The organism is Mycolicibacter kumamotonensis (assembly GCF_002086285.1).
GTDB lineage: Bacteria > Actinomycetota > Actinomycetes > Mycobacteriales > Mycobacteriaceae > Mycobacterium > Mycobacterium kumamotonense.
In genome coordinates this window covers 234,681-253,658 of the sequence record NZ_MVHU01000002.1, presented here as the reverse complement: position 1 = coordinate 253,658, position 18,978 = coordinate 234,681, and the positions used below count along the sequence as shown (strand labels likewise).

Below are 18,978 nucleotides of genomic sequence, written 5' to 3'. Positions count from 1 at the left end.
GAGTTGGGGAGCGCTATGACGAATCTGAGCCAGCTGAGCTGGCTGCTGGTGGCCCTGCCGGCGGCCGGCGCATTGATCCTGTTGCTCGGGGGGCGGCGAACCGACCGGTGGGGGCACCTGCTGGGCAGCGCCACCGTGCTCGCCTCCTTCGGGATCGGTCTGGCACTGCTGGCCGAGATGCTCGGCAGGCCCGATGACGACCGGGCGATTCACACCCACCTGTTCAGCTGGGTGCCGGTCGGAGCGCTGCACGTCGACTTCGGGGTGCTGATCGATCCGCTGTCGATCTGCTTCGTGCTGCTGATCAGCGGTGTGGGCGCGTTGATCCACATCTACTCGATCGGCTACATGGCCACCGACCCCGACCGCAGACGCTTCTTCGCCTACCTGAACCTGTTCGTCGCGGCGATGCTGCTGCTGGTCGTCGCCGACAATTACCTGGGCCTCTATGTCGGCTGGGAGGGGGTCGGCCTGGCGTCCTACCTGCTGATCGGGTTCTGGTACGCCCGGCCGGTCGCGGCGGCGGCCGGCAAGAAGGCCTTCGTGTCCAACCGGGTCGGCGATATCGGGCTGTCACTGGCCATGTTCGCCATGTTCGCCGGCTTCGGCACGCTGTCCTTCGACGGATTGTTCAGTGCGGTCGGAGACGCCGGCCCCAGTGGGCTCACCACCGCGATCGGCCTGCTGCTGTTGCTGGGGGCGTGCGCCAAGTCCGCGCAGGTGCCGCTGCAGGCCTGGTTGTTCGACGCGATGGAGGGCCCGACCCCGGTGTCGGCGTTGATCCACGCCGCCACCATGGTGACCGCCGGGGTGTACCTGATCGTGCGCTCCGGGCCGGTGTATGACCTGTCTGCCGACGCCCGCCTGGCGGTCGTGGTGGTCGGGGCGCTCACGCTGCTCTTCGGTGCGATCATCGGCTGCGCCAAGGACGACATCAAACGGGCGCTGGCCGCCTCCACCGTCAGCCAGATCGGCTACATGGTGCTGGCCGCCGGACTCGGCCCGGCCGGCTACGCCGTCGCGATCCTGCACCTGCTCACCCACGGCTTCTTCAAGGCCGGACTGTTCCTGGGCTCCGGTTCGGTGATGCACGGGATGAACGACGAGCAGGACATGCGCCGCTACGGCGCGCTGCGCGCCTTCATGCCGGTGACGTTCGTGACGTTCGGGCTGTGTTACCTGGCGATCATCGGGGTGCCGCCGTTCGCCGGCTACTGGTCCAAGGACGCCATCATCGAAGCCGCGCTGGCCAGCGGCGGAACGCGAGGCTGGATCCTGGGCGCGGTCACCATCCTGGGCGCGGGGATCACCGCCTTCTACATGACCCGGGTGATGCTGATGACGTTCGGCGGCGAGCGCCGCTGGGCCGCCGACGAGAGCGAGGTCAGTGCCGAGCGGGCACTGCAGCATCCGCACGAGTCCCCGCGGGTGATGACCTGGCCGATGATCGTGCTGGCGGTCGGCGCGGTGGTATCCGGCGCGGCGCTGACCATCGGCGGGCGGCTGGAGCACTGGCTGGAGCCGGTGGTGACCCCGGTGGCCCTGGAGCATCCGGGGGGCCATGAGACGGCGCACGCCATCCCGGCCTGGCTCACCGGCGCGGTCACCCTGGGCATCGTCCTGCTCGGTGTCGCACTGGCCTACCGCATGTATGGCCGGAGACCGATACCGGTCACGGCCCCCACCGATGTGTCGCCCCTGACGGTGGCGGCCCGCCAGTATCTCTACGGCGATGCCTTCAACGAGGAGGTGTTCATGCGTCCCGGTAACCGACTGGCGCAAGCCCTGGTCGACGTCGATGACCGGGCGGTGGACGGTTCGGTCAACGCCGGAGCCGGACTGGTCGCGATCGCGTCGATCCTGGTGCGCCGCCTGCAGACCGGCTTCGTGCGCTCCTACGCGCTGACCATGCTGGCCGGCACGGTGCTGGTCGTCGCGGTAGTCCTGGCGGTGCAACTGTGAACACGAACGTGCCCTGGCTGAGCCTGCTGTGGCTGGTGCCGTTGGCCGGCGCCGGCCTGGTCATCGTGCTGCCCGCCGGGACCGCCCGGCTGGCGAAGTGGACCGGGCTGCTGGTGAGCCTGGCGCCGTTGGCGGTGGCGATCGTGGTGACCGCCGGCTTCGACACCACCCCGGTCGCCGCGCCCTACCAGTTCGTCGAAAACCATTCCTGGATACCGGCGTTCGGGGCGAACTACACGCTCGGCGTGGACGGTATCGCGGTGGTACTGGCACTGTTGACCACCGGACTGGTGCCGCTGCTGATGCTGGCCGGCTGGAACGACGGTGGTGACCGCACCCGCGGCCCGCACGCCTTCGCCGCGCTGACGCTGACCGTCGAGGCGATGGTGCTGATCTCGCTGGTCTCGCTGGACGTGCTGCTGTTCTACGTGTTCTTCGAGGCGATGCTGATCCCGATGTACTTCATGATCGGCGGTTTCGGCACCGGCGCCAAACGCTCCCAAGCGGCGCTGAAGTTTTTGCTGTACAACCTGTTCGGCGGCCTGATCATGCTGGCCGCGGTGATCGGGGTCTACGTGGTGAGTGCCCGGGAGGGCTCCTCGGGCGGCACCTTCGACTTCCGCGAACTGGTCTCGCTGTTCTCCTCGGCAACCACCACCGTGGATCCCGGTGTGCTCAAGCTGCTGTTCGCCGGTTTCATGTTCGCGTTCGCCGTCAAGGCTCCGCTGTGGCCGCTGCACCGGTGGCTGCCCGACGCCGCCGTGGAATCCACCCCGGCCACCGCGGTGCTGATGATGGCGGTCATGGACAAGGTGGGGACCTTCGGCATGCTGCGCTACTGCCTGCAGCTGTTCCCGGACGCTTCGACGTATTTCCGCCCGGCCATCATCGTGCTGGCGGTCATCGGGGTGGTCTACGGCGCGATGGTGGCGATCGGCCAGCGCGACATGATGCGGTTGATCGCCTACACGTCGATCTCGCACTTCGGCTTCATCATCCTGGGGATCTTCGTGATGACCACCCAGGGCCAGAGCGGTTCGACGCTGTACATGCTCAACCACGGGCTGTCCACCGCGGCGCTGTTCCTGATCGCCGGGTTCCTGATCGCCCGGCGGGGCGGCACCCGGGCGATCGCCGACTACGGCGGCGTGCAGAAGGTGGCCCCGGTCATGGCCGGCACCTTCATGGTGGCGGCGATGGCCACCCTGTCGCTGCCCGGACTGGCGCCGTTCATCAGCGAGTTCCTGGTGTTGGTGGGCACGTTCAACCGGTACTGGCTGGCTGCGACGGTCGGCTCGACCGCACTGGTGCTGTCCTCGATCTACATGTTGTGGCTCTACCAGCGGGTGATGACCGGCCCGGTCACCGCGGGCAACGAACGCATCCGCGATCTGGTGCCGCGGGAACTCGTGGTCGTCGCACCGTTGATCGCGCTGCTGCTGTTCCTGGGTTTCTACCCGAAACCGGTGCTGGACATCATCAACCCGGGCGTCGAGCACACCTTGACCACGATCGGTGAGACCGACCCGGCACCGCTGACCGCTGAGGGGGCGCACTGACCATGTCGGGCATGCCAACACCCCACGTCGAATACGACCTCCTGCTGCCGCTGCTGATCGTCTTCGGCACCGCGGTCACCGGCGTGCTCTTCGAGGCGTTCGTGGCCCGGCGGGCGCGCTACCTGATGCAGGTTCTGCTCGCCATCGGCGGATTGGCCGCCGCGTTCGTCGCCGTCGTCGCCGTGGGCCGCGAGCTGCCGGCCGCCGGGCGCCTCGCGGTGCTGGGCGCGGTGGCGGTCGACCGGCCGGTGCTGGTGCTGCAGGGCACCGTGCTGCTGGTCGGGATCATGGCCGTCGTCTTCATCGCCGAACGCAACGTCGGCGCCGCCGAGGGCCCGGGCGCCGCCACCGCCCCGACCGCGCCGCCGGGCACCCGCGGCCGGGCGGGCCTGGATTCGTTCACTCCGCAGGCATCCGCGGTCCCGGGCAGCATCACCGAACTCGAGGCCGCCCGCGCCGGAGTGACCCAGACCGAGGTGTTCCCGCTGACCGTGCTGGCCATCGGCGGCATGATGGTGTTCCCCGCCGCCAACGACCTGGTCACCATGTTCGTGGCGCTGGAAGTGCTCTCCCTGCCGCTGTATCTGCTGTGCGGGCTGGCACGCTACCGTCGCCTGCTGTCGCAGGAAGCGGCGCTGAAATACTTTCTGCTGGGCGCGTTCTCCTCGGCGCTGTTCCTGTTCGGCGCCGCCCTGCTCTATGGCGCCACGGCCACTCTGGCACTGCCCGAGATCGGCGAGCAGTTGTTCGCCCACAGCAGTGACCCGCTGGCGCTGATCGGCGCCGGCCTGCTGTTGGTGGGGCTGTTCTTCAAAGTCGGCGCCGTGCCGTTCCACTCCTGGGTTCCCGACGTCTACGTCGGTGCGCCGACACCGATCACCGGTTTCATGGCGGCCGCGACCAAGGTCGCCGCCTTCGGGGCGATGCTGCGGATCGTCTATGTCGCGCTGCCGGCCCTGGAGGCGCAGTGGCGTCCGCTGCTGTGGCTGATCTCGGTGCTGACCATGGTGGTGGCCACCATCGCGGCGATCACCCAGACCGACATCAAGCGGATGCTGGCCTACTCCTCGATCGCCCATGTGGGTTTCGTGCTGACCGGCGTACTGTCCGCGATCCCGGCGGGCGTCTCCTCGACGCTGTTCTACCTTTTCGCCTACAGCTTCTCCACCGTGGGCGCCTTCGCGGTGGTGAACCTGATCCGCGGCTCGGGCGGCGAAGAAGAACTCGACATGTCCCGGTGGGCCGGGCTGGGACAGCGCTATCCCGTTGTGGGCCTGCTGTTTTCGATGTTCCTGCTGGCGTTCGCGGGTATCCCGTTGACCAGCGGCTTCGTCAGCAAGTTCGCGGTGTTCAAGGCGGCCGCCGAAGGCGGCGCCGTCCCGCTGGTGGTGATCGGCGTGATCGCCAGCGGCGTCGCCGCCTACTTCTACGTCCGGGTGATCGTGCTGATGTTCTTCACCGACTCCCCCGACGACCCGCCTCAACTCGTGCTACCCCGCGTGTGGAGCAAGGCCGCGATCGCGCTGTGCGCCGCGGTCACCATCGTGCTGGGGGTGTTCCCGCAGCCGCTGCTGGATCTGGTGGATGCCGCGACGGTATTCGCCCGGTAGCCGCCGGACGCCGGTCATCATGGACTGATGGACGACCAATCATTCGAGCGTCTGGCCGCGATGCTGGACTACAGCATGTTCGTGGTAACGACCGCGGCCGACGGGCATCGCTCGGGCTGCCTGGTCGGGTTCGCCACCCAAACCAGCCTGGCGCCGCTGAGGTTTCTGGTCGGGATATCCCGACGCAACCACACCTTCGGGGTGGCCGCCCGCTCGCAGCACCTGGCCGTTCATGTGCTGGAACGCCGCAGCCTTGAGCTCGCCCGGCTGTTCGGCGGCCAGACCGGCGACGACACCGACAAGTTCCAGCACTGCAGCTGGCACACCGGCCCCGCGGGTATGCCGATCCTCGACGACGCCGCGGCCTGGTTCGTCGGCAAGACGCTGAGCCGTATCGAACTCGGCGACCACCTGGGCTACCTGCTGGAGCCCGTCGCCGGGCATGCCTCCCGCCCGGCCGGGCGGCTGCTGGCGTTCTCCGACGTCGGCGACATCGAGCCCGGCCACGACGCCTGACTTAGGGCTCAGCTCGGCCGGCGAATCGGTAGGCCGGCGGCCTGGTAGATCGCGTCGATGACCGCCATGTTCTCGATCGCGTCCTGCGGCGTGGTCCGCACCGGCGCGCCGCGCAGCACGGCGTCGGCGAACGCGTCGAGCTGGTAGGCGTAGGAGGCGCGGTGGGTGAAGCGCTCGACGCGCCTGCCCCGCTGCGAATGGACCCGGAGCCGGTGGGGGTACTGGGGCATCAGCGGATTGAGCGCCCGCAGTTCGCCACGATCACCGGTCACCCGGGCACTGACTTGCAGCAGGTTCGACGACCACAACGAACAGCGGATCGACCCGGTGTGTCCGGCCGGGAACCGCAGCTGCGCGGTCATGGCCCGGTCGATCTGCGGATCACGCAGTTTCGCCTGCGCGGAAGCGACTTCCGGCGTCGCGCCGCCGAAAGTACGAGCCATGTGCACCGCATAACAGCCGGCGTCCATCAACGCGCCGCCGGCCAGCGTGAAGTCGTAGCGGATATCGGAGAACCGGGGCAACGGGAAGCTCAAGGCGGCGTCCACCCGCCGCAGCGTCCCCAACTCCCCCGAGGCGATGATCTCCTCGATGCGCAATGTCATCGGGTGATACCGGTAGTGGAACGCCTCCATCACCACCCGGTCGGTTTTCGCGGCCACCTCGGCGATCTGGCGGGCCTCATCGGCGTTGGCGGTGAACGGTTTTTCGCAGAGCACATGCTTGCCGGCGGCCAACGCCGCGCGTGTCCACCGTCCGTGCAGGTTGTTGGGCAGCGGGTTGTAGACGGCGTCGACATCGGGGTCGGCGATCAGCTCGTCGTAGCCGTCGTGCACCCGGCCGATGCCGTGCTTGGCGGCAAAGGCCCGGGCCCGACCGGCGTCGCGCGCCGCGACCGCGCTGACCACCACCTCGGGGTTGTCGGCAGCGGGCTTGAGCAGCGACACCGGGGTGATCCGGGCGGCACCGAGCACCCCGATTCGCAGTCTGGGCTGGGTCATCGGTCCGTGGTCCTTTCCAGGATGAAACCGGCCACCCGCCGGCCCGACAGTTCCGCGCAGGTCATGTCGATCACCGCTCGGGCCTGCTCGCGAACCGGGGTCTGCGGATCCAGCACCGATAGGTAGACCTCGTGCGCGGCCAGCGAATCCACCGCGGTGTCGAGGTAGCCGTCGACGGTCTCGACGTGGGTGGGCGCCGGTCCGTTCTGGAACAGCCAGCGCGGCGGGTCGGTCAGGCTGTCCCAGGCGCCGGTGACCGCGGCGGCGAACTCGATGTGGTCGCGTTGATTGGGGGCGCCCGAAGCGAACTCCGCGCCACCGTAAATCGCCACCACGACATCGGGGCGGAGTTCGGCGATCACCGCGGCGATCTTGTCCCGCAATGCCGGCGTGTTACGGATGTTGCTGTCCGGGAAGTCCCAGAAGTCGACGTGGGAAACCCCGACGATCGCCGCCGCCCGCCGCTGCTCGTCCTCCCGCAGCGGCCCGGCCTGCTGCGGGGCCATACCCTCAATGCCCGCTTCGCCGCGACAGGCCAGGGCGTAGCGGACGGTTTTGCCGGCGGCGGTCCATTTGGCGACCGCGGCGGCGGTGCCGTATTCGGGATCGTCGGGGTGCGGAACCAGCACCAGCAACGAATCCCAGTCGGCCGGAAAGGGCTGCGGTTCGGTCGGTGCGGTCATCGCGCTAGGCCATCACGCCGTGAGCGATGATGTCGGCGGTTCGTTGGACCCAGTCGCCGCCGAGGTCGTCGTCGGGGCGCAGCATCATTCCCAGCAGCGTTGCGCCGCCGATCAATTCGACCAGTCGGTCGGGGTCCACGTCTGCTCGCGCGACGCCGCGGCTCACCGAATCGGCCACCCAGTGGCGCATCACCTCGAACAGGCCCTCGAATCGTTCGAGGATGCGGGCGGTCAGCTCGGCGTTGCCGGCCATGTCGGCGATCAGCCCGGGCAGGGCGGCGCGCACCACCGGGCTGGTGAACGCATCGCGCGCACCGGCCGTCATGGCCCGCAGGTCGCCGGCCACATCGCCCGGCGGTGCGGTCACCGCGCTCGGCGGCACCGAGAACGCGGCCTCGTGGACCAGTTCGGCCTTGCTGGGCCACCGGCGGTACAGCGCGGTCTTGGTCGTGCCGGCCCGCTCCGCGACGGCCGCCAGGCTCAGATTCGAGTACCCGACCTCGACAACCAGTTCCGCAGCGGCCTTCAATATGGCAGCGTCGATACGGGGATCACGGGGCCGCCCGGCGCCGGATCCCTTGTCAACCGGTGAAGGTTCTGCTTTCATAACGCTACCTGTCGTATCGTAATTAGTGTGACGGAGGATGCAACCGTGGTCGACCAACCGACTGTGGAAAGGGATGTCGGCCGGATGCAACGTTCCAGCCGCGATGTCACCACGCTGCCCACGGTAATATCTCGCTGGCTTGCCACCCAGTTGCCCGGCGGGGCCACGCCGGAGATCACCGTGGAAAGCGGCGTCGACACCAACGGCATGTCGTCAGAGACGATCATGCTCACCGGCCGCTGGCTCGCCGACGGCGCCCCGGTCGAGCAGCGGTGGGTGATGCGGGTGGCCCCTTCCGACGAGGACGTCCCGGTCTTTCCGGCCTACCGGTTGGACCACCAGTTCGAGGTGATGCGGCGAGTCGGCGAACTCACCGACGTCCCGGTGCCGAAGGTCCGCTGGATCGAACCCACCGGCGAGGTCCTGGGCCGGCCGTTCTTCTTGATGGACCGCGTCGACGGCCAGGTGCCCCCCGACGTCATGCCGTACACATTCGGCGGCAACTGGTTCGCCGACGCCACCGCCGAGCAGCAGAAGACCCTGCAGGACTCCACCATCGAGGTACTGGCAAAGCTGCACGCGATCCCGGACGCGGCAACGACGTTCGACTTCCTCGACGAGGGCCGCAACGGCGAGTCCGCACTGCACCGGCACTTCGCCCATATCCGGGACTGGTATGAGTTCGCGGTGCCCGACATCGGCCGTTCGCCGCTGCTGGACCGCACCATCGCCTGGCTGGAGGCCAACTGGCCGGCCGACGCGGCCGCCGGGGAGACGGTGCTGTGCTGGGGCGACTCCCGGATCGGCAACGTGCTTTACCGCGACTTCCGTCCGGTCGCCGTGCTGGACTGGGAGATGGTGGCGCTGGGACCGCGCGAACTGGACGTGTCCTGGGTGATCTTCGCGCACCTGGTGTTCGAAGAACTCGCCGGGCTGGCCGGCTTGCCCGGGTTACCGCAGGTGCTGAGCGAAGACGACGTCCGAGCCCGCTACCAGGAGCTCGCCGGTGCCCAACTCGGGGACCTGCACTGGTTCTACGTCTATGCGGGCCTGATGTGGGCGATCGTGTTCATGCGCACCGGGGCCCGCCGGGTGCATTTCGGGGAGATGACGAAGCCGGATGACCCCGAGTCCCTCTTCTACCACGCAGGGTTGCTGAAAAAGCTGATCGGAGAACAGAACTGATGCTGGGACCACTCGACGAATACCCGGTTCACCAACTGCCGCAACCGATCGCCTGGCCGGGCTCCTCGGACCGCAATTTCTACGACCGGTGCTACCTGAACGCCCATGACCGTTCCGGGGACATCTTCTTGATCACCGGTTGCGGCTACTACCCCAACCTCGGCGTGAAAGACGCCTTCGTTCTGGTGCGGCGCGGCGACACCCAGACCGCGGTGCATCTGTCGGATGCCATCGACTCCGACCGGCTCAACCAGCACGTGGGGGGCTACCGCATCGAGGTCACCGACCCGCTACGTTCGCTGCGAGTGGTCCTGGAGGACACCGAAGGCATCGCGGTCGACCTGCGCTGGCAGGGCCTGTTCGACGTGGTGCAGGAACAGCCGCACATCCTGCGGTCGGGCAACCGGGTCACCCTGGACGCGCAGCGGTTCGCCCAACTCGGCTCGTGGAGCGGTCAGATCGTCATCGACGGCGAGGAGATCCCCGTCGACCCGTCGGTCTGGATCGGATCACGTGACCGCTCCTGGGGCATCCGCCCGGTCGGCGAACGTGAACCGGCCGGCCGGCCCGCCGACCCGCCGTTCGACGGCATGTGGTGGCTGTATGTGCCGATGGCGTTCGACGACTTCGCGGTGGTGATGATCATCCAGGAGGAACCCGACGGGTTCCGGTCGCTCAACGACTGCACCCGGATCTGGCGCGACGGGCGCGTCGAACAGCTGGGCTGGCCGCGGATCTCCACCCGCTACCGCTCCGGTACCCGGATCGCCACCGGCGCCACCATCGAGGCGACCCGGCCGGACGGCACCCCGGTGGTCTTCGAGGTGGAATCCAAACTGCCGGTGCCGATTCACGTCGGCGGCGGGTACGGCGGCGACACCGACTGGCTGCACGGGCAGTGGAAGGGCGAGAAGTTCACCGAGCGGCTGACCTACGACATGACCGATCCGGGCGTCATCGCACGCACCAGCTTCGGGATGATCGACCACGTGGGGCGTGCGGTGTGCCACGACGGCGATGCCGCCCCGATGGAGGGCTGGGGACTCTACGAGCACGGGGTGCTGGGTCGGCACACCCCGACGGGATTCCCCGACTGGGTCACCATGGCCCCCTGACCGATCGCCCGCAGCAGCGGGCGGGGCCGCGCCCGTCAGCGCAGTTCGGTGACGATCTCGCCGATCAACGCCGGCGCGATGGGCGCCGCCTGGTAGATGCAGACGGTGTCGGAGATTCCCTCGACCCGGTCACGGATGTGTGCGGCCACCTGCGCCGGTGTGCCGCAGGCGGCGATGGTGTGCAGCACCTCGTCGTCGATCCGCGCTCCCATCTCCGACCAGCGGCCCTGTTTGGACAACGCGTTGAGTTCGGGCTGCAACTCCTGCCAGCCGTGTTCGGCCAGGACCGGCGCATAGGCGGGCGTCGACGCATAGAAGCCGAGCAGCCTCCGGGTGGCGGCTTCGGCGGCCTCCCGCTCGGCGTCGGTGGCACCGGTGGCCACGATGACCTCCGGCACCACGGCGAACTCCGCTGCGCTCCGGTCGGCCCGTTGCAGCCCGGCACGCACCGCAGCCATCGTTCGCTGGTGCAGGAATCGCTTGGTGGAGAACGGCATCACCAGCAGTCCGTCGGCGTGCTCGGCGGCCGCCCGGGTCAACCGGGGCCCCAACGCCCCGACGTAGATCGGCGGGGCGCCGTGTGGGTTCGGCCCCGGGCTGAACGTCGGGGTCATCAGGGTGTGCCGGTAGTAGTCACCGCGAAAGTCCAAGCGCGCACCGGTGTTCCAGGAATCGAAGATCGCCCGCAGCGCTGCGATCAGTTCGACCATGCGGGCTACCGGCTGGTCGAACGCGGCGCCGAACCGCTTCTCGATCTGGGTGCGCACCTGAGTGCCCAACCCCAGCACGAACCGCCCACCGCTGAGCAACTGATGGTCGTTGGCCTGGTGCGCCAGATGGATCGGGTTGCGCGGGAACGCGATCGCGACGTTGGTCATCAGATCCAGCCCGCCCACGCCGGCCGCCAGCGTCAGCGGCGCGAACACGTCGTGCGGGCCCTCGAAAGTGAACACCCCGTGCACGCCGGCGTCGCGCAGCTCGCGCGCCTGGTCGGCGACGCCGGTCAGTCCGCTCAGCGCGGTGAGGACTTTCAATGCCGTTAGGAGATGATTCCGCTATCGGCCGCCAGAGTGCGTCCGGATCCGGTGGCCAGCTCGACCAGGTCACGCAGTTCGCGATTGACCGCTTCGGGGTGTTCGAGGATCGAGCAGTGGCCTCCGCTGAGTTCGACGAACCTAACGAGATTCGGTGCGGTCGAGGCGATCCGGTGCGACGCGACGATCGGCAGCAGCCGGTCACGGGTGCTGCCGATGACCAGGGTCGGTACCGTCAGACCCTCCAGGCTGATGTGCGACGGGCCGAGAGAATCGACCAGCACCCGCACCCAGTGCCCTCGGCTGGCCGCCGGGGTCTTGGCGAAAAGGTCGCAGATCAGCGATGCGACAGAGGCATCGGCCTCGCCGCCGACCGCGAGCATGTGCACGAACCGCCGCACCGCCAAGTTCGCCGGCCCGACGATCGGGGTATTGCCGAACGTCAGCAGCACGCGGCGCGCCGTCTGCACCCGCACCTGCTGCAGCGGCGGCGGAACCCGGAACAGGTCGACGTGCGCAAGCAGGTCACCGGTGGTGGTGTTGATCAACGCGACCCCGTCGGCGCGCTGAGCGACCCGGTGCCGGTAGCGATCCGACCAGGCGCTGATGGCGATACCGCCCATCGAATGCCCGGCGATCACCGCGCGCTCCCCCGGCTCCAGGGTGGCTTCCAGCACCGAATCGAGATCGGAGGCCAGGTGGGTCAGGCTGTAACCGCCGCGCTTGGGCACCTCGCTGCGCCCGTGACCACGGTGGTCGTAGGCGATCACCCGATAGTCGCGGGTCAGGTCGGCGATCTGGTGGCCCCAGACCCGGATGGCGCAGGTGATCCCGTGTGCCAGCACGATCGGGTAACCGTCGGGTGGACCGAAGACCTCGGCGTGCAGGCGGGTTCCGTCGGCTGCGCGGACCGCGACGGTGCGGCCGGACGGCAACGCCGCCGGGATCGTGCCGGCACGAAGCTGCCGGCGGGACCTAGGAGAACTCATGGCCACCTCATAGAAGATGCGGCCACACTGCCGCATCGTGAGTGTACGCCCGGTGGTCTAGGTTTCTCGTTAGCCACTGCTCTCCAGCTGACGAAGGGGTCGCCCATGCGCGCGGTACAGATATCCCAGCTCGACGGACCGGCAGCTGCCCGGGTGGTCGACCTCGAGGAACCCGCCGACGACGGCGCCGTCGTCATCGACGTCCACGCCGCCGGCGTGGCCTTCCCCGATGTGCTGCAGTCCCGCGGGCTCTACCAGTACAAGCCCGAACTGCCGTTCGTTCCCGGCGGGGAGGCCGCCGGCGTGGTGCGCAGCGCCCCACCCGGCGCCCATGTCCGCGCCGGCGACCGGGTGGCGGCACTGACCATGCTCAACGGCGCGATGGCACAGGTGATCGCGCTGCCCGCCGAGCAGGTGTTCAAGCTGCCGGACACGGTGTCGTTCGAGGCCGGGGCGGGGCTGCTGTTCAACGACCTCACCGTGCTGTTCGCGCTGACCACGCGGGGCAAGCTGTCGGCGGGCGCCACGGTGCTGGTGCACGGCGCCGCCGGCGGCATCGGCACCTCCACGCTGCGACTGGCCGGCCCGCTGGGCGCCTCCCGGGTGATCGCCGTGGTCTCCAGCCCCGCCAAAGCCGAGGTCGCCATGGCCGCCGGTGCCACCGACACGGTGCCGGCCGACGGGTTCCGCGAAGCGGTCGCCGAACTGACCGGCGGCAAAGGTGTGGATCTGGTGCTCGATCCGGTCGGCGGTGACCGGTTCACCGACTCCCTGCGCTCGCTGGCCCCCGGCGGGAAGCTGCTGGTGGTGGGGTTCACCGGCGGTGAGATCCCGATGGTGAAGGTAAACCGGCTGCTGCTCAACAACATCGACGTGGTCGGGGTCGGTTGGGGCGCGTGGGTGATGTCGCATCCGGGCGAGCTGGAGCGGCAGTGGTCGGCGTTGGAGCCGATGTTGGCCTCCGGGGCGGTGGCCGCGCCCCAACCGCAGGTGTTCGCTTTGGAGCAGGCCGCCGATGCGCTGGCGGCGCTGGAGGACCGCACCGCGGCCGGCAAGGTCGTGCTGCGGATGCGGGACTAGGGCAGCTTGGCGGCGGCCGCAGTGAGATTGCCACGTCCCCGGCCGATTTCGGCCTCAACCGGTCGTGTCGACGCCGATGAACTCAGCGCGGCATCGAGCTAGGTGTCGGCATCGTTGATGCGTGCCTTGAACTCTGGGCACTCGACCAGCGGGGTGTGAGTACACGTCACCGCGTGGGTGAGGCTGTCGCGCATCCGGACCAGGCGCGCGATTTCGGTATCGAGTTGGCGGGCCTTCTCGGCCATTCGCGCCCGCAATTCGGTGTCACTGGGCGTGGCCCGTAGAAACCGCTCGATCTGGGCGAGGGTGAACCCGGCCGCTTTGGCGCAGCCGATCAGCGCGAGCCGGTCAAGCACCTCGGGTTCGTAGGTGCGGCGAAGGCCGTTGCGCTCGCCCGAGCTGATCAGCCCGCGCCGCTCATAGAACCTCAGTGCCGATGACGCCAGGCCGGATCGTGCGGCCACCTCGGCGATGTCCAGCATCGGCCTCTCCTTGACTTGAAGTGCGGTTCAAGTCAGACACTAGCGCTGAACCACCCGCAAGGAAAGGAAACCGAGATCATGCCGCTACACCCCCAGGCCCGCGCACACCTGGAGCGACTGGCCGACAGCAACTTCGCCGACCTGCACGCCTTCGCCCCCGAACAGGTCCGGCAGGGCATGCGCCTGATGACGCATGCCCTGGGCGAGGGCCAAGCCGTCGCCAGCGTTCGTGATCGCGTCATCGCCACGCCGGCCGGCGACCTGCCGATCCGGATCTATCACCCGCAGCCGGACCAGACGCGCCCGGTGGTGGTGTTCTTCCACGGCGGCGGATTCGTGCTCGGCGACCTCGACACCCACGACGAGCTGGCCCGGGCGCTGGCCAACCGTTGCGGGCGGGTCGTCGTCTCCGTCGACTATCCGCTGGCCCCCGAGCACAAGTATCCGGCCGCGATCAACGCGGCCTTCGCCGCGACGACGTGGGTGTCCGACAACGCCGCCGAGCTCGGGGGCGACGGCGCCGACATCGCCGTCGCCGGGGACAGCGCCGGCGGAAACCTGGCCGCCGTGGTCGCCCTGATGGCACGCGACGCCGGCGGTCCGGCGATCACACACCAGGTACTGATCTACCCCGACTTGGATTTCCGGCGCTCCAACGTCTCGATCCGGGAGTTCGCGGGCAAGTACGGCAACATCAGCCGCGCAACCCAGCACTGGTTCATGGACCACTACCTCACCGGCGAGCACCAGAAGCTCGATCCGCACGTCTCGCCGCTGCTGGCCCCCGATCTGCAAGGCCTCCCACCGGCCTTCATCGTCACCGCCGAGTTCGACGCGCTGCGCGACGAGGGCGAGCAGTACGGTGCACGACTGCGCGAGGCCGGGGTCCCCACCACCGTCAATCGCTACGAGGGCATGATCCACGAGTTCATCCGCTGGCCGTTCGACGATGCCGGACGTGCGCTGGACGATATCGCCGACGCGCTGGCGCAGACACCGGTGACTCCGCGGGAGTGACCGGCGCCGCCCTGCACGCCGCCGTGTGCTGAGGCGATGACAGGATGAGCGCCTGCTCGACTGGCCGCCGCGCGGGCGGTTCGACGGAAGGAGCAACGCCATGACGACGCGCTCGGCGCACCAGGTCAAACGTCGGAGTGTCATCCAGTCGCTCACCGGGCTGAGCGTCCGCTACGTCGAACGTCTGATGCCCGATCCCTATCTGTTCGCGGTGATCCTCACGATCATCGTCGCCGGCATGGTCGCTGTGCTGGTGCGCGGAGCATCGGCTTCGGACATGGTGACCGCCTGGTACAGCGGGGTGTGGGGGCCCGAGAACATCTTCACGTTCGCCTTCCAGATGGTGCTGATCCTTGTCACGGGCTACACGCTGGCCGAGGCCCCGGTGCTCAAGCGGGTGATCGTCCGCGTCGCGGGAACACCACGAACCCAGGTGCAAGGGGCGCTGCTGTGTTTTTCTGTCAGCGTCGTTCTGTCCCTGGTGAACTGGGGCCTCGGGCTGGTGGCCGGTGCGCTGGTCGCCCGGCAGGTCGCACGCCGATTCCCCGACTCGCATTTCGGCTACCTGATCGCCGCGGCGTTCATGGGCTTCATCGTCTGGACACAGGGGCTCTCATCGTCGATCGCGCTGGCGAACACCGATGCCGCCAGCCCCATCAACGTGATCCACAAGATTGCCGGATTCACCGTGCCGTTGAGCCAGACCATTTTCCAGCCCTACAGCTGGCTGGCGGCGATCATCGTGCTGGCGGCGCTCGCGCTCGCGGTGTGGCGGATGGAGCCATCCATCGCCCTGGCGCCGGATCCCGCCGTGTTCGAAGACGAAGAACAGCCTGTCGAGCCGGCACGCGGCAGCACGTTCGCCGAATGGCTGGAAGACCAATGGATTCTCAACGTGCTCGTGTTCGCCGCGGGTATCGGGTATTTCGTGATGAGTGGTATGGGACTGAACATCTCCTCGATGATCATGCTGTTCACCATCACCAGTGCGCTGTTGCACCGCACACCGATCCGCTTCATCCGGGCATTCACCGGCGCCGCGAAGGTGTCCGGCCCACTGTTGCTGCAGTACCCGCTCTACGGCGGCCTGGTCGGCCTGCTGGCGTATCAGGGCGCCGAGGACTCCAAGCCGCTGCAGACACTGCTGGCCGAGACGCTGGTGAACGGCGCGACGCAGTACACGCTGCCCTTTTTGACGTTCATCGGCTCGGTGATCATCAGCCTGTTCGTGCCATCCGGAGGGGGTCATTGGGCGGTGCAGGGCCCGATCGCCGTCGACTCGGCACTGGCGATCGGCCAGCACTCACCCGCCTATCTCGGGTTGATCTCCATGGCCGTCGCCGTCGGTGAGGGCGTGGCGAACATGATCCAGCCGTTTTGGCTGCTGCCGCTACTGGCCATCGCCAAACTCAATGTGCGCCAAGTGATGGGCTTTACGGTCGTGGCTTTCGTGATCGGCGTGGCGGTGCTGGGGACTATGACCTTGATTGCGCCGTGGGTGCTGTGAACCGGAGCGATCACCCACCCGCCTAGGGGCTCTTTCTCGCCGCGCCGAACCGCCGCGCACCGTAGGCGGCGATTCCGACGGCGAACACCGCGATCCCGGCCAGGATCGAGGAAAGCGGCAGTGCGAACGCCACGATCACGCACCCGGCCAGCCCGACGATCGGGATCAGCCGCGGTGGACGGCCTTCTTGGGCCGACAACGTCCAGGCCGAAGCGTTCGCCACCGCGTAGTAGACCAGGACGGCGAACGACGAGAATCCGATAGCGGCACGGATATCGGTGGTGGCAGCCAGGATCGCGACCACGACACCCACGCCCAGCTCGGCGCGATGGGGCACCCCGAACCGCGGATGCACCGCGGCCAGCACCGGTGGCAGATACCGGTCGCGGGCCATTGCCAGCGTCGTGCGCGACACCCCCAAGATCAGCGCCAGCAACGACCCCAAGGCCGCGACCACCGCCCCGATCCGTACCACCGGGGTCAACCAATGCGCACCGGCCTCAGTGGCGATCTGCGCCAGCGGCGCAGCAGATTCGGCAAGACCCTGCGCGCCAAGCATATTCAATGCCGCGACCGCTACCAGCACATAGACCGCCAGCGTGATACCCAGAGCGATCGGGATCGCCTTGGGAATGGTGCGCGATGGGTCACGCACCTCTTCACCCAATGTGGCGATACGTGCGTAGCCGGCGAAGGCGAAGAACAGCAGCCCCGCCGCCTGGAGCACTCCGCCCGCCGACGGCGAGGACCCGCCGGCCTCCGCCGCTGGAACGCTGTGGGCGCCGAGGCCGGTAATGATCACCGCGGCCAGCACCGCCAGCACGATCGCCACGATCACCCGCGCCAGCCACGCCGACTTCTGCACGCCCACCAGGTTCACCGCGGTCAAGGCGGCCACGGCGGCCACCGCGACGGCGTGCGGATGCTCCGGCCAGGCGTAGAAGCCGACCGTCAACGCCATCGCCGCACACGACGCGGTCTTGCCGACCACGAACCCCCACCCGGCCAGGTATCCCCACAAGGGCCCGAGGCGCTCACGCCCGTACACGTACGTGCCACCCGAGGTCGGATACGCCGCCGCCAAGCGTGCCGAGGAGGTCGCATTGCAGTATGCGATGACCGCCGCGATCGCCAACCCCGCCAGCAGCGCCCCGCCGGCCGCTCGCGCCGCCGGAGCCAGGGCCACAAAGATCCCGGCGCCGACCATGGACCCCAGTCCGATCGTCACCGCATCGAAGACACCCAATTGGCGAGGCAATGCCGCGGACGCGCCCGTTTCGACACCGGGCACGGGCTTATCCGGTCGGGGCGGTTCGTCCGGCATCGAAGATCCTCACCCCGCAGACACGTCGACATTGCACCGAGTCTGTCCACGATATTCGCTGGTGATGGCGCAGGCATTTCAGCGGAGACGACAACGGCCCCCGGAGGAATCTCCGGGGGCCGTGGCCACTAGTAGCGGGGACAGGATTCGAACCTGCGACCTCTGGGTTATGAGCCCAGCGAGCTACCGAGCTGCTCCACCCCGCGTCGGTAGCTACGAGGTTACCGAACACATGACCAAGGCGCCAAATCGCCTCGTCCGGCCGCGCTCCTGCCCCGACAACCGCAGGCCCGGTCAGGGGTCCCACCGCCACCGCAGTACCTCGCCGGCCCCGGGCGACGGCTTCGCTAGGATCGCTGAAATGTCGACCTGTCACGAACAGGATCTGACCCGGGCACCGGATTTTTGGCCGGCCACCGGAGTCGAGCGGTCCGATGCCGAGCAGCGATCAGCCCGAGAATCCGACGCACGCTACCGGTTCCGTCGACGCAAGGCACCGATGTGATCATGTCGTCACCCGTGGTGCAGGACCTGGACCGCAACAGCATGCTGTGGCATGTGCTGGCCGACCGGCGTTTTCTGTTCGTGTTGCCCAGGGCGGTGTGTCTGCTGATGCTGCATCCGGGCATCGCCGCCGGCATCACCGAGCATGCGCTGATGCGCGATCGGATCTGGCTGCATAAGAAGCGGACCGTCACCCAGGCGGTCAACTATGTCTACACCGATGTCGACATGAGCCCTCAGATCCGGTTCTCCCACGAACACGTCAAGGGCGTGGATGGTTTCGGCCAGAAGTACCATGCGCTCAGCCCCGAAACCTTTCACTTTCAGCATGCCGCATACGTCGAGTCCCTGTTCTTCATGGTCAACACCTTCATCCGGCCACTGGACGGGAGCGAACACGAGCAGCTCTACCAGGAGTGCTGCGCTTGGTACCGCCGGTACGGCATATCAGCCCGGTCGATGCCGCCGACCTGGCCGGAGTTCCTCGATTATTTCGAGAACTACTGTCAGACACAGCTTTTCGCCGGGCCGCACTTCGAACCGTACCGCCGGCAGATTTTCGCTCCCACCGACTGGTGGATGCGCACGGTCCCGCACCGGGCAATCCGGGCCCTGCAGCACCCGCGCGCCCGGGAACTCACCGGGGTCAGCGTCACAGTCGCCGACCGTTTAGCGCTGCGGCAGTTCGTCCAGCTGGCTCGACTGTCCGCACTTACGCCCCGACACCACTGGAATGCCCGGGCACGCGCCGCACTTCGCACGGACATCACGCGGGATTCCGCCTGACAGCAGCGGGCGCCTGA

17 protein-coding genes and 1 tRNA gene are annotated in these 18,978 nt (G+C 68.2%); 10 read left to right on the top strand and 8 right to left on the bottom strand.

The genetic code is table 11. From position 1 onward, the window contains the following. Nucleotides 1-15: 15 nt before the first annotated feature. Genes nuoL through BST28_RS02705 form a run of 4 tightly spaced genes read left to right on the top strand, consistent with a single transcriptional unit; the run spans nucleotide 16 to nucleotide 5,647 of the window. Nucleotides 16-1,962, top strand: a complete 1,947-nt coding sequence (gene nuoL, locus BST28_RS02720; RefSeq protein ID WP_019738312.1) for an NADH-quinone oxidoreductase subunit L — start codon at nucleotides 16-18, stop codon at nucleotides 1,960-1,962. Then, a complete protein-coding gene (locus BST28_RS02715; RefSeq protein ID WP_083079744.1) occupies nucleotides 1,959-3,521 on the top strand; it encodes an NADH-quinone oxidoreductase subunit M in 1,563 nt (520 codons plus the stop codon). The genes nuoL and BST28_RS02715 overlap by 4 nt, the downstream gene beginning before the upstream one ends. Before the next feature lie 2 nt (nucleotides 3,522-3,523). Then, nucleotides 3,524-5,131 (top strand): NADH-quinone oxidoreductase subunit NuoN, encoded by a 1,608-nt coding sequence (nuoN, locus tag BST28_RS02710; protein WP_065287452.1) that lies wholly within the window; start codon nucleotides 3,524-3,526, stop codon nucleotides 5,129-5,131. A 27-nt stretch (nucleotides 5,132-5,158) separates the two neighbouring features. Beyond that, nucleotides 5,159-5,647 carry a flavin reductase family protein gene (locus tag BST28_RS02705; protein WP_019734748.1) on the top strand — a complete coding sequence of 163 codons (489 nt, stop codon included), beginning with the start codon at nucleotides 5,159-5,161 and terminating at the stop codon, nucleotides 5,645-5,647. Nucleotides 5,648-5,655: 8 nt separating this feature from the next. Here BST28_RS02705 and BST28_RS02700 read toward each other — a convergent pair whose 3' ends face one another. The 3 genes from BST28_RS02700 to BST28_RS02690 are packed head-to-tail and all read right to left on the bottom strand — an operon-like array spanning nucleotide 5,656 to nucleotide 7,938. Then, a complete protein-coding gene (locus BST28_RS02700; protein ID WP_065287453.1) occupies nucleotides 5,656-6,648 on the bottom strand; it encodes a Gfo/Idh/MocA family protein in 993 nt (330 codons plus the stop codon). After that, nucleotides 6,645-7,331 (bottom strand): PIG-L deacetylase family protein, encoded by a 687-nt coding sequence (locus tag BST28_RS02695; protein ID WP_019737839.1) that lies wholly within the window; start codon nucleotides 7,329-7,331, stop codon nucleotides 6,645-6,647. Before BST28_RS02695 ends, BST28_RS02700 begins: the two co-directional genes overlap by 4 nt. A 4-nt stretch (nucleotides 7,332-7,335) precedes the next feature. Next, on the bottom strand, nucleotides 7,336-7,938 hold the full coding sequence (locus BST28_RS02690; RefSeq protein ID WP_019737838.1) for a TetR/AcrR family transcriptional regulator: 603 nt from the start codon (nucleotides 7,936-7,938) through the stop codon (nucleotides 7,336-7,338). Between the two features lie 84 nt (nucleotides 7,939-8,022). On the opposite strand from BST28_RS02690, the gene BST28_RS02685 reads away from it, so the two are divergent. After that, nucleotides 8,023-9,123 (top strand): phosphotransferase family protein, encoded by a 1,101-nt coding sequence (locus BST28_RS02685; protein WP_052312291.1) that lies wholly within the window; start codon nucleotides 8,023-8,025, stop codon nucleotides 9,121-9,123. After that, on the top strand, nucleotides 9,123-10,238 hold the full coding sequence (locus BST28_RS02680) for an Rv3169 family protein (RefSeq protein ID WP_019737836.1): 1,116 nt from the start codon (nucleotides 9,123-9,125) through the stop codon (nucleotides 10,236-10,238). Before BST28_RS02685 ends, BST28_RS02680 begins: the two co-directional genes overlap by 1 nt. A 35-nt stretch (nucleotides 10,239-10,273) precedes the next feature. Here the strand turns inward: BST28_RS02680 and BST28_RS02675 are convergent, their stop codons facing one another. Continuing rightward, nucleotides 10,274-11,272: a TIGR03617 family F420-dependent LLM class oxidoreductase gene (locus BST28_RS02675; RefSeq protein WP_019737835.1), complete on the bottom strand. Its 999-nt coding sequence runs from the start codon at nucleotides 11,270-11,272 to the stop codon at nucleotides 10,274-10,276. Nucleotides 11,273-11,277: 5 nt separating this feature from the next. After that, complete coding sequence (locus BST28_RS02670) at nucleotides 11,278-12,261, bottom strand: alpha/beta fold hydrolase (RefSeq protein ID WP_052312293.1); 984 nt, start codon at nucleotides 12,259-12,261, stop codon at nucleotides 11,278-11,280. A gap of 105 nt (nucleotides 12,262-12,366) precedes the next feature. On the opposite strand from BST28_RS02670, the gene BST28_RS02665 reads away from it, so the two are divergent. Beyond that, nucleotides 12,367-13,341 carry an NADPH:quinone oxidoreductase family protein gene (locus BST28_RS02665; protein WP_019737833.1) on the top strand — a complete coding sequence of 325 codons (975 nt, stop codon included), beginning with the start codon at nucleotides 12,367-12,369 and terminating at the stop codon, nucleotides 13,339-13,341. 98 nt (nucleotides 13,342-13,439) lie between these two features. On the opposite strand, the gene BST28_RS02660 is transcribed toward BST28_RS02665, so the two are convergent. After that, nucleotides 13,440-13,823, bottom strand: coding sequence for a MerR family transcriptional regulator (locus tag BST28_RS02660; RefSeq protein ID WP_019737832.1), 384 nt, complete (start codon nucleotides 13,821-13,823; stop codon nucleotides 13,440-13,442). 78 nt (nucleotides 13,824-13,901) lie between these two features. Between BST28_RS02660 and lipP1 the strand changes: the two genes are divergently transcribed. Beyond that, entirely contained in the window at nucleotides 13,902-14,840 is a 939-nt protein-coding gene (lipP1, locus tag BST28_RS02655; RefSeq protein WP_083079742.1) for a LipP1 family hormone-sensitive lipase, read from the top strand. A 100-nt stretch (nucleotides 14,841-14,940) separates the two neighbouring features. Then, nucleotides 14,941-16,347, top strand: a complete 1,407-nt coding sequence (locus BST28_RS02650; RefSeq protein WP_083079740.1) for a TIGR00366 family protein — start codon at nucleotides 14,941-14,943, stop codon at nucleotides 16,345-16,347. A gap of 22 nt (nucleotides 16,348-16,369) precedes the next feature. Here BST28_RS02650 and BST28_RS02645 read toward each other — a convergent pair whose 3' ends face one another. Both BST28_RS02645 and BST28_RS02640 read right to left on the bottom strand, forming a co-directional pair. Next, nucleotides 16,370-17,554, bottom strand: coding sequence for an APC family permease (locus BST28_RS02645; RefSeq protein ID WP_234808176.1), 1,185 nt, complete (start codon nucleotides 17,552-17,554; stop codon nucleotides 16,370-16,372). Nucleotides 17,555-17,803: 249 nt separating this feature from the next. Further along, a tRNA-Met gene (locus BST28_RS02640) sits at nucleotides 17,804-17,877 on the bottom strand. Between the two features lie 301 nt (nucleotides 17,878-18,178). Between BST28_RS02640 and BST28_RS02635 the strand changes: the two genes are divergently transcribed. Then, nucleotides 18,179-18,961, top strand: a complete 783-nt coding sequence (locus BST28_RS02635) for an oxygenase MpaB family protein (RefSeq protein ID WP_234808172.1) — start codon at nucleotides 18,179-18,181, stop codon at nucleotides 18,959-18,961. The last annotated feature ends 17 nt before the right edge of the window (nucleotides 18,962-18,978 follow it).

Bases quoted from the DNA above. Each gene is read 5' to 3' on its own strand.
- BST28_RS02700 (WP_065287453.1), bottom strand. From the start codon at position 6,648: ATGACCCAGCCCAGACTGCGAATCGGGGTGCTCGGTGCCGCCCGGATC.
- BST28_RS02660 (WP_019737832.1), bottom strand. From the start codon at position 13,823: ATGCTGGACATCGCCGAGGTGGCCGCACGATCCGGCCTGGCGTCATCG.
- BST28_RS02685 (WP_052312291.1), top strand. From the start codon at position 8,023: ATGCAACGTTCCAGCCGCGATGTCACCACGCTGCCCACGGTAATATCT.
- BST28_RS02650 (WP_083079740.1), top strand. From the start codon at position 14,941: ATGACGACGCGCTCGGCGCACCAGGTCAAACGTCGGAGTGTCATCCAG.
- lipP1 (WP_083079742.1), top strand. From the start codon at position 13,902: ATGCCGCTACACCCCCAGGCCCGCGCACACCTGGAGCGACTGGCCGAC.
- BST28_RS02690 (WP_019737838.1), bottom strand. From the start codon at position 7,938: ATGAAAGCAGAACCTTCACCGGTTGACAAGGGATCCGGCGCCGGGCGG.
- BST28_RS02680 (WP_019737836.1), top strand. From the start codon at position 9,123: ATGCTGGGACCACTCGACGAATACCCGGTTCACCAACTGCCGCAACCG.
- BST28_RS02670 (WP_052312293.1), bottom strand. From the start codon at position 12,261: ATGAGTTCTCCTAGGTCCCGCCGGCAGCTTCGTGCCGGCACGATCCCG.
- BST28_RS02695 (WP_019737839.1), bottom strand. From the start codon at position 7,331: ATGACCGCACCGACCGAACCGCAGCCCTTTCCGGCCGACTGGGATTCG.
- nuoL (WP_019738312.1), top strand. From the start codon at position 16: ATGACGAATCTGAGCCAGCTGAGCTGGCTGCTGGTGGCCCTGCCGGCG.
- BST28_RS02635 (WP_234808172.1), top strand. From the start codon at position 18,179: ATGTCGTCACCCGTGGTGCAGGACCTGGACCGCAACAGCATGCTGTGG.
- nuoN (WP_065287452.1), top strand. From the start codon at position 3,524: ATGTCGGGCATGCCAACACCCCACGTCGAATACGACCTCCTGCTGCCG.
- BST28_RS02705 (WP_019734748.1), top strand. From the start codon at position 5,159: ATGGACGACCAATCATTCGAGCGTCTGGCCGCGATGCTGGACTACAGC.
- BST28_RS02645 (WP_234808176.1), bottom strand. From the start codon at position 17,554: ATGGTCGGCGCCGGGATCTTTGTGGCCCTGGCTCCGGCGGCGCGAGCG.
- BST28_RS02665 (WP_019737833.1), top strand. From the start codon at position 12,367: ATGCGCGCGGTACAGATATCCCAGCTCGACGGACCGGCAGCTGCCCGG.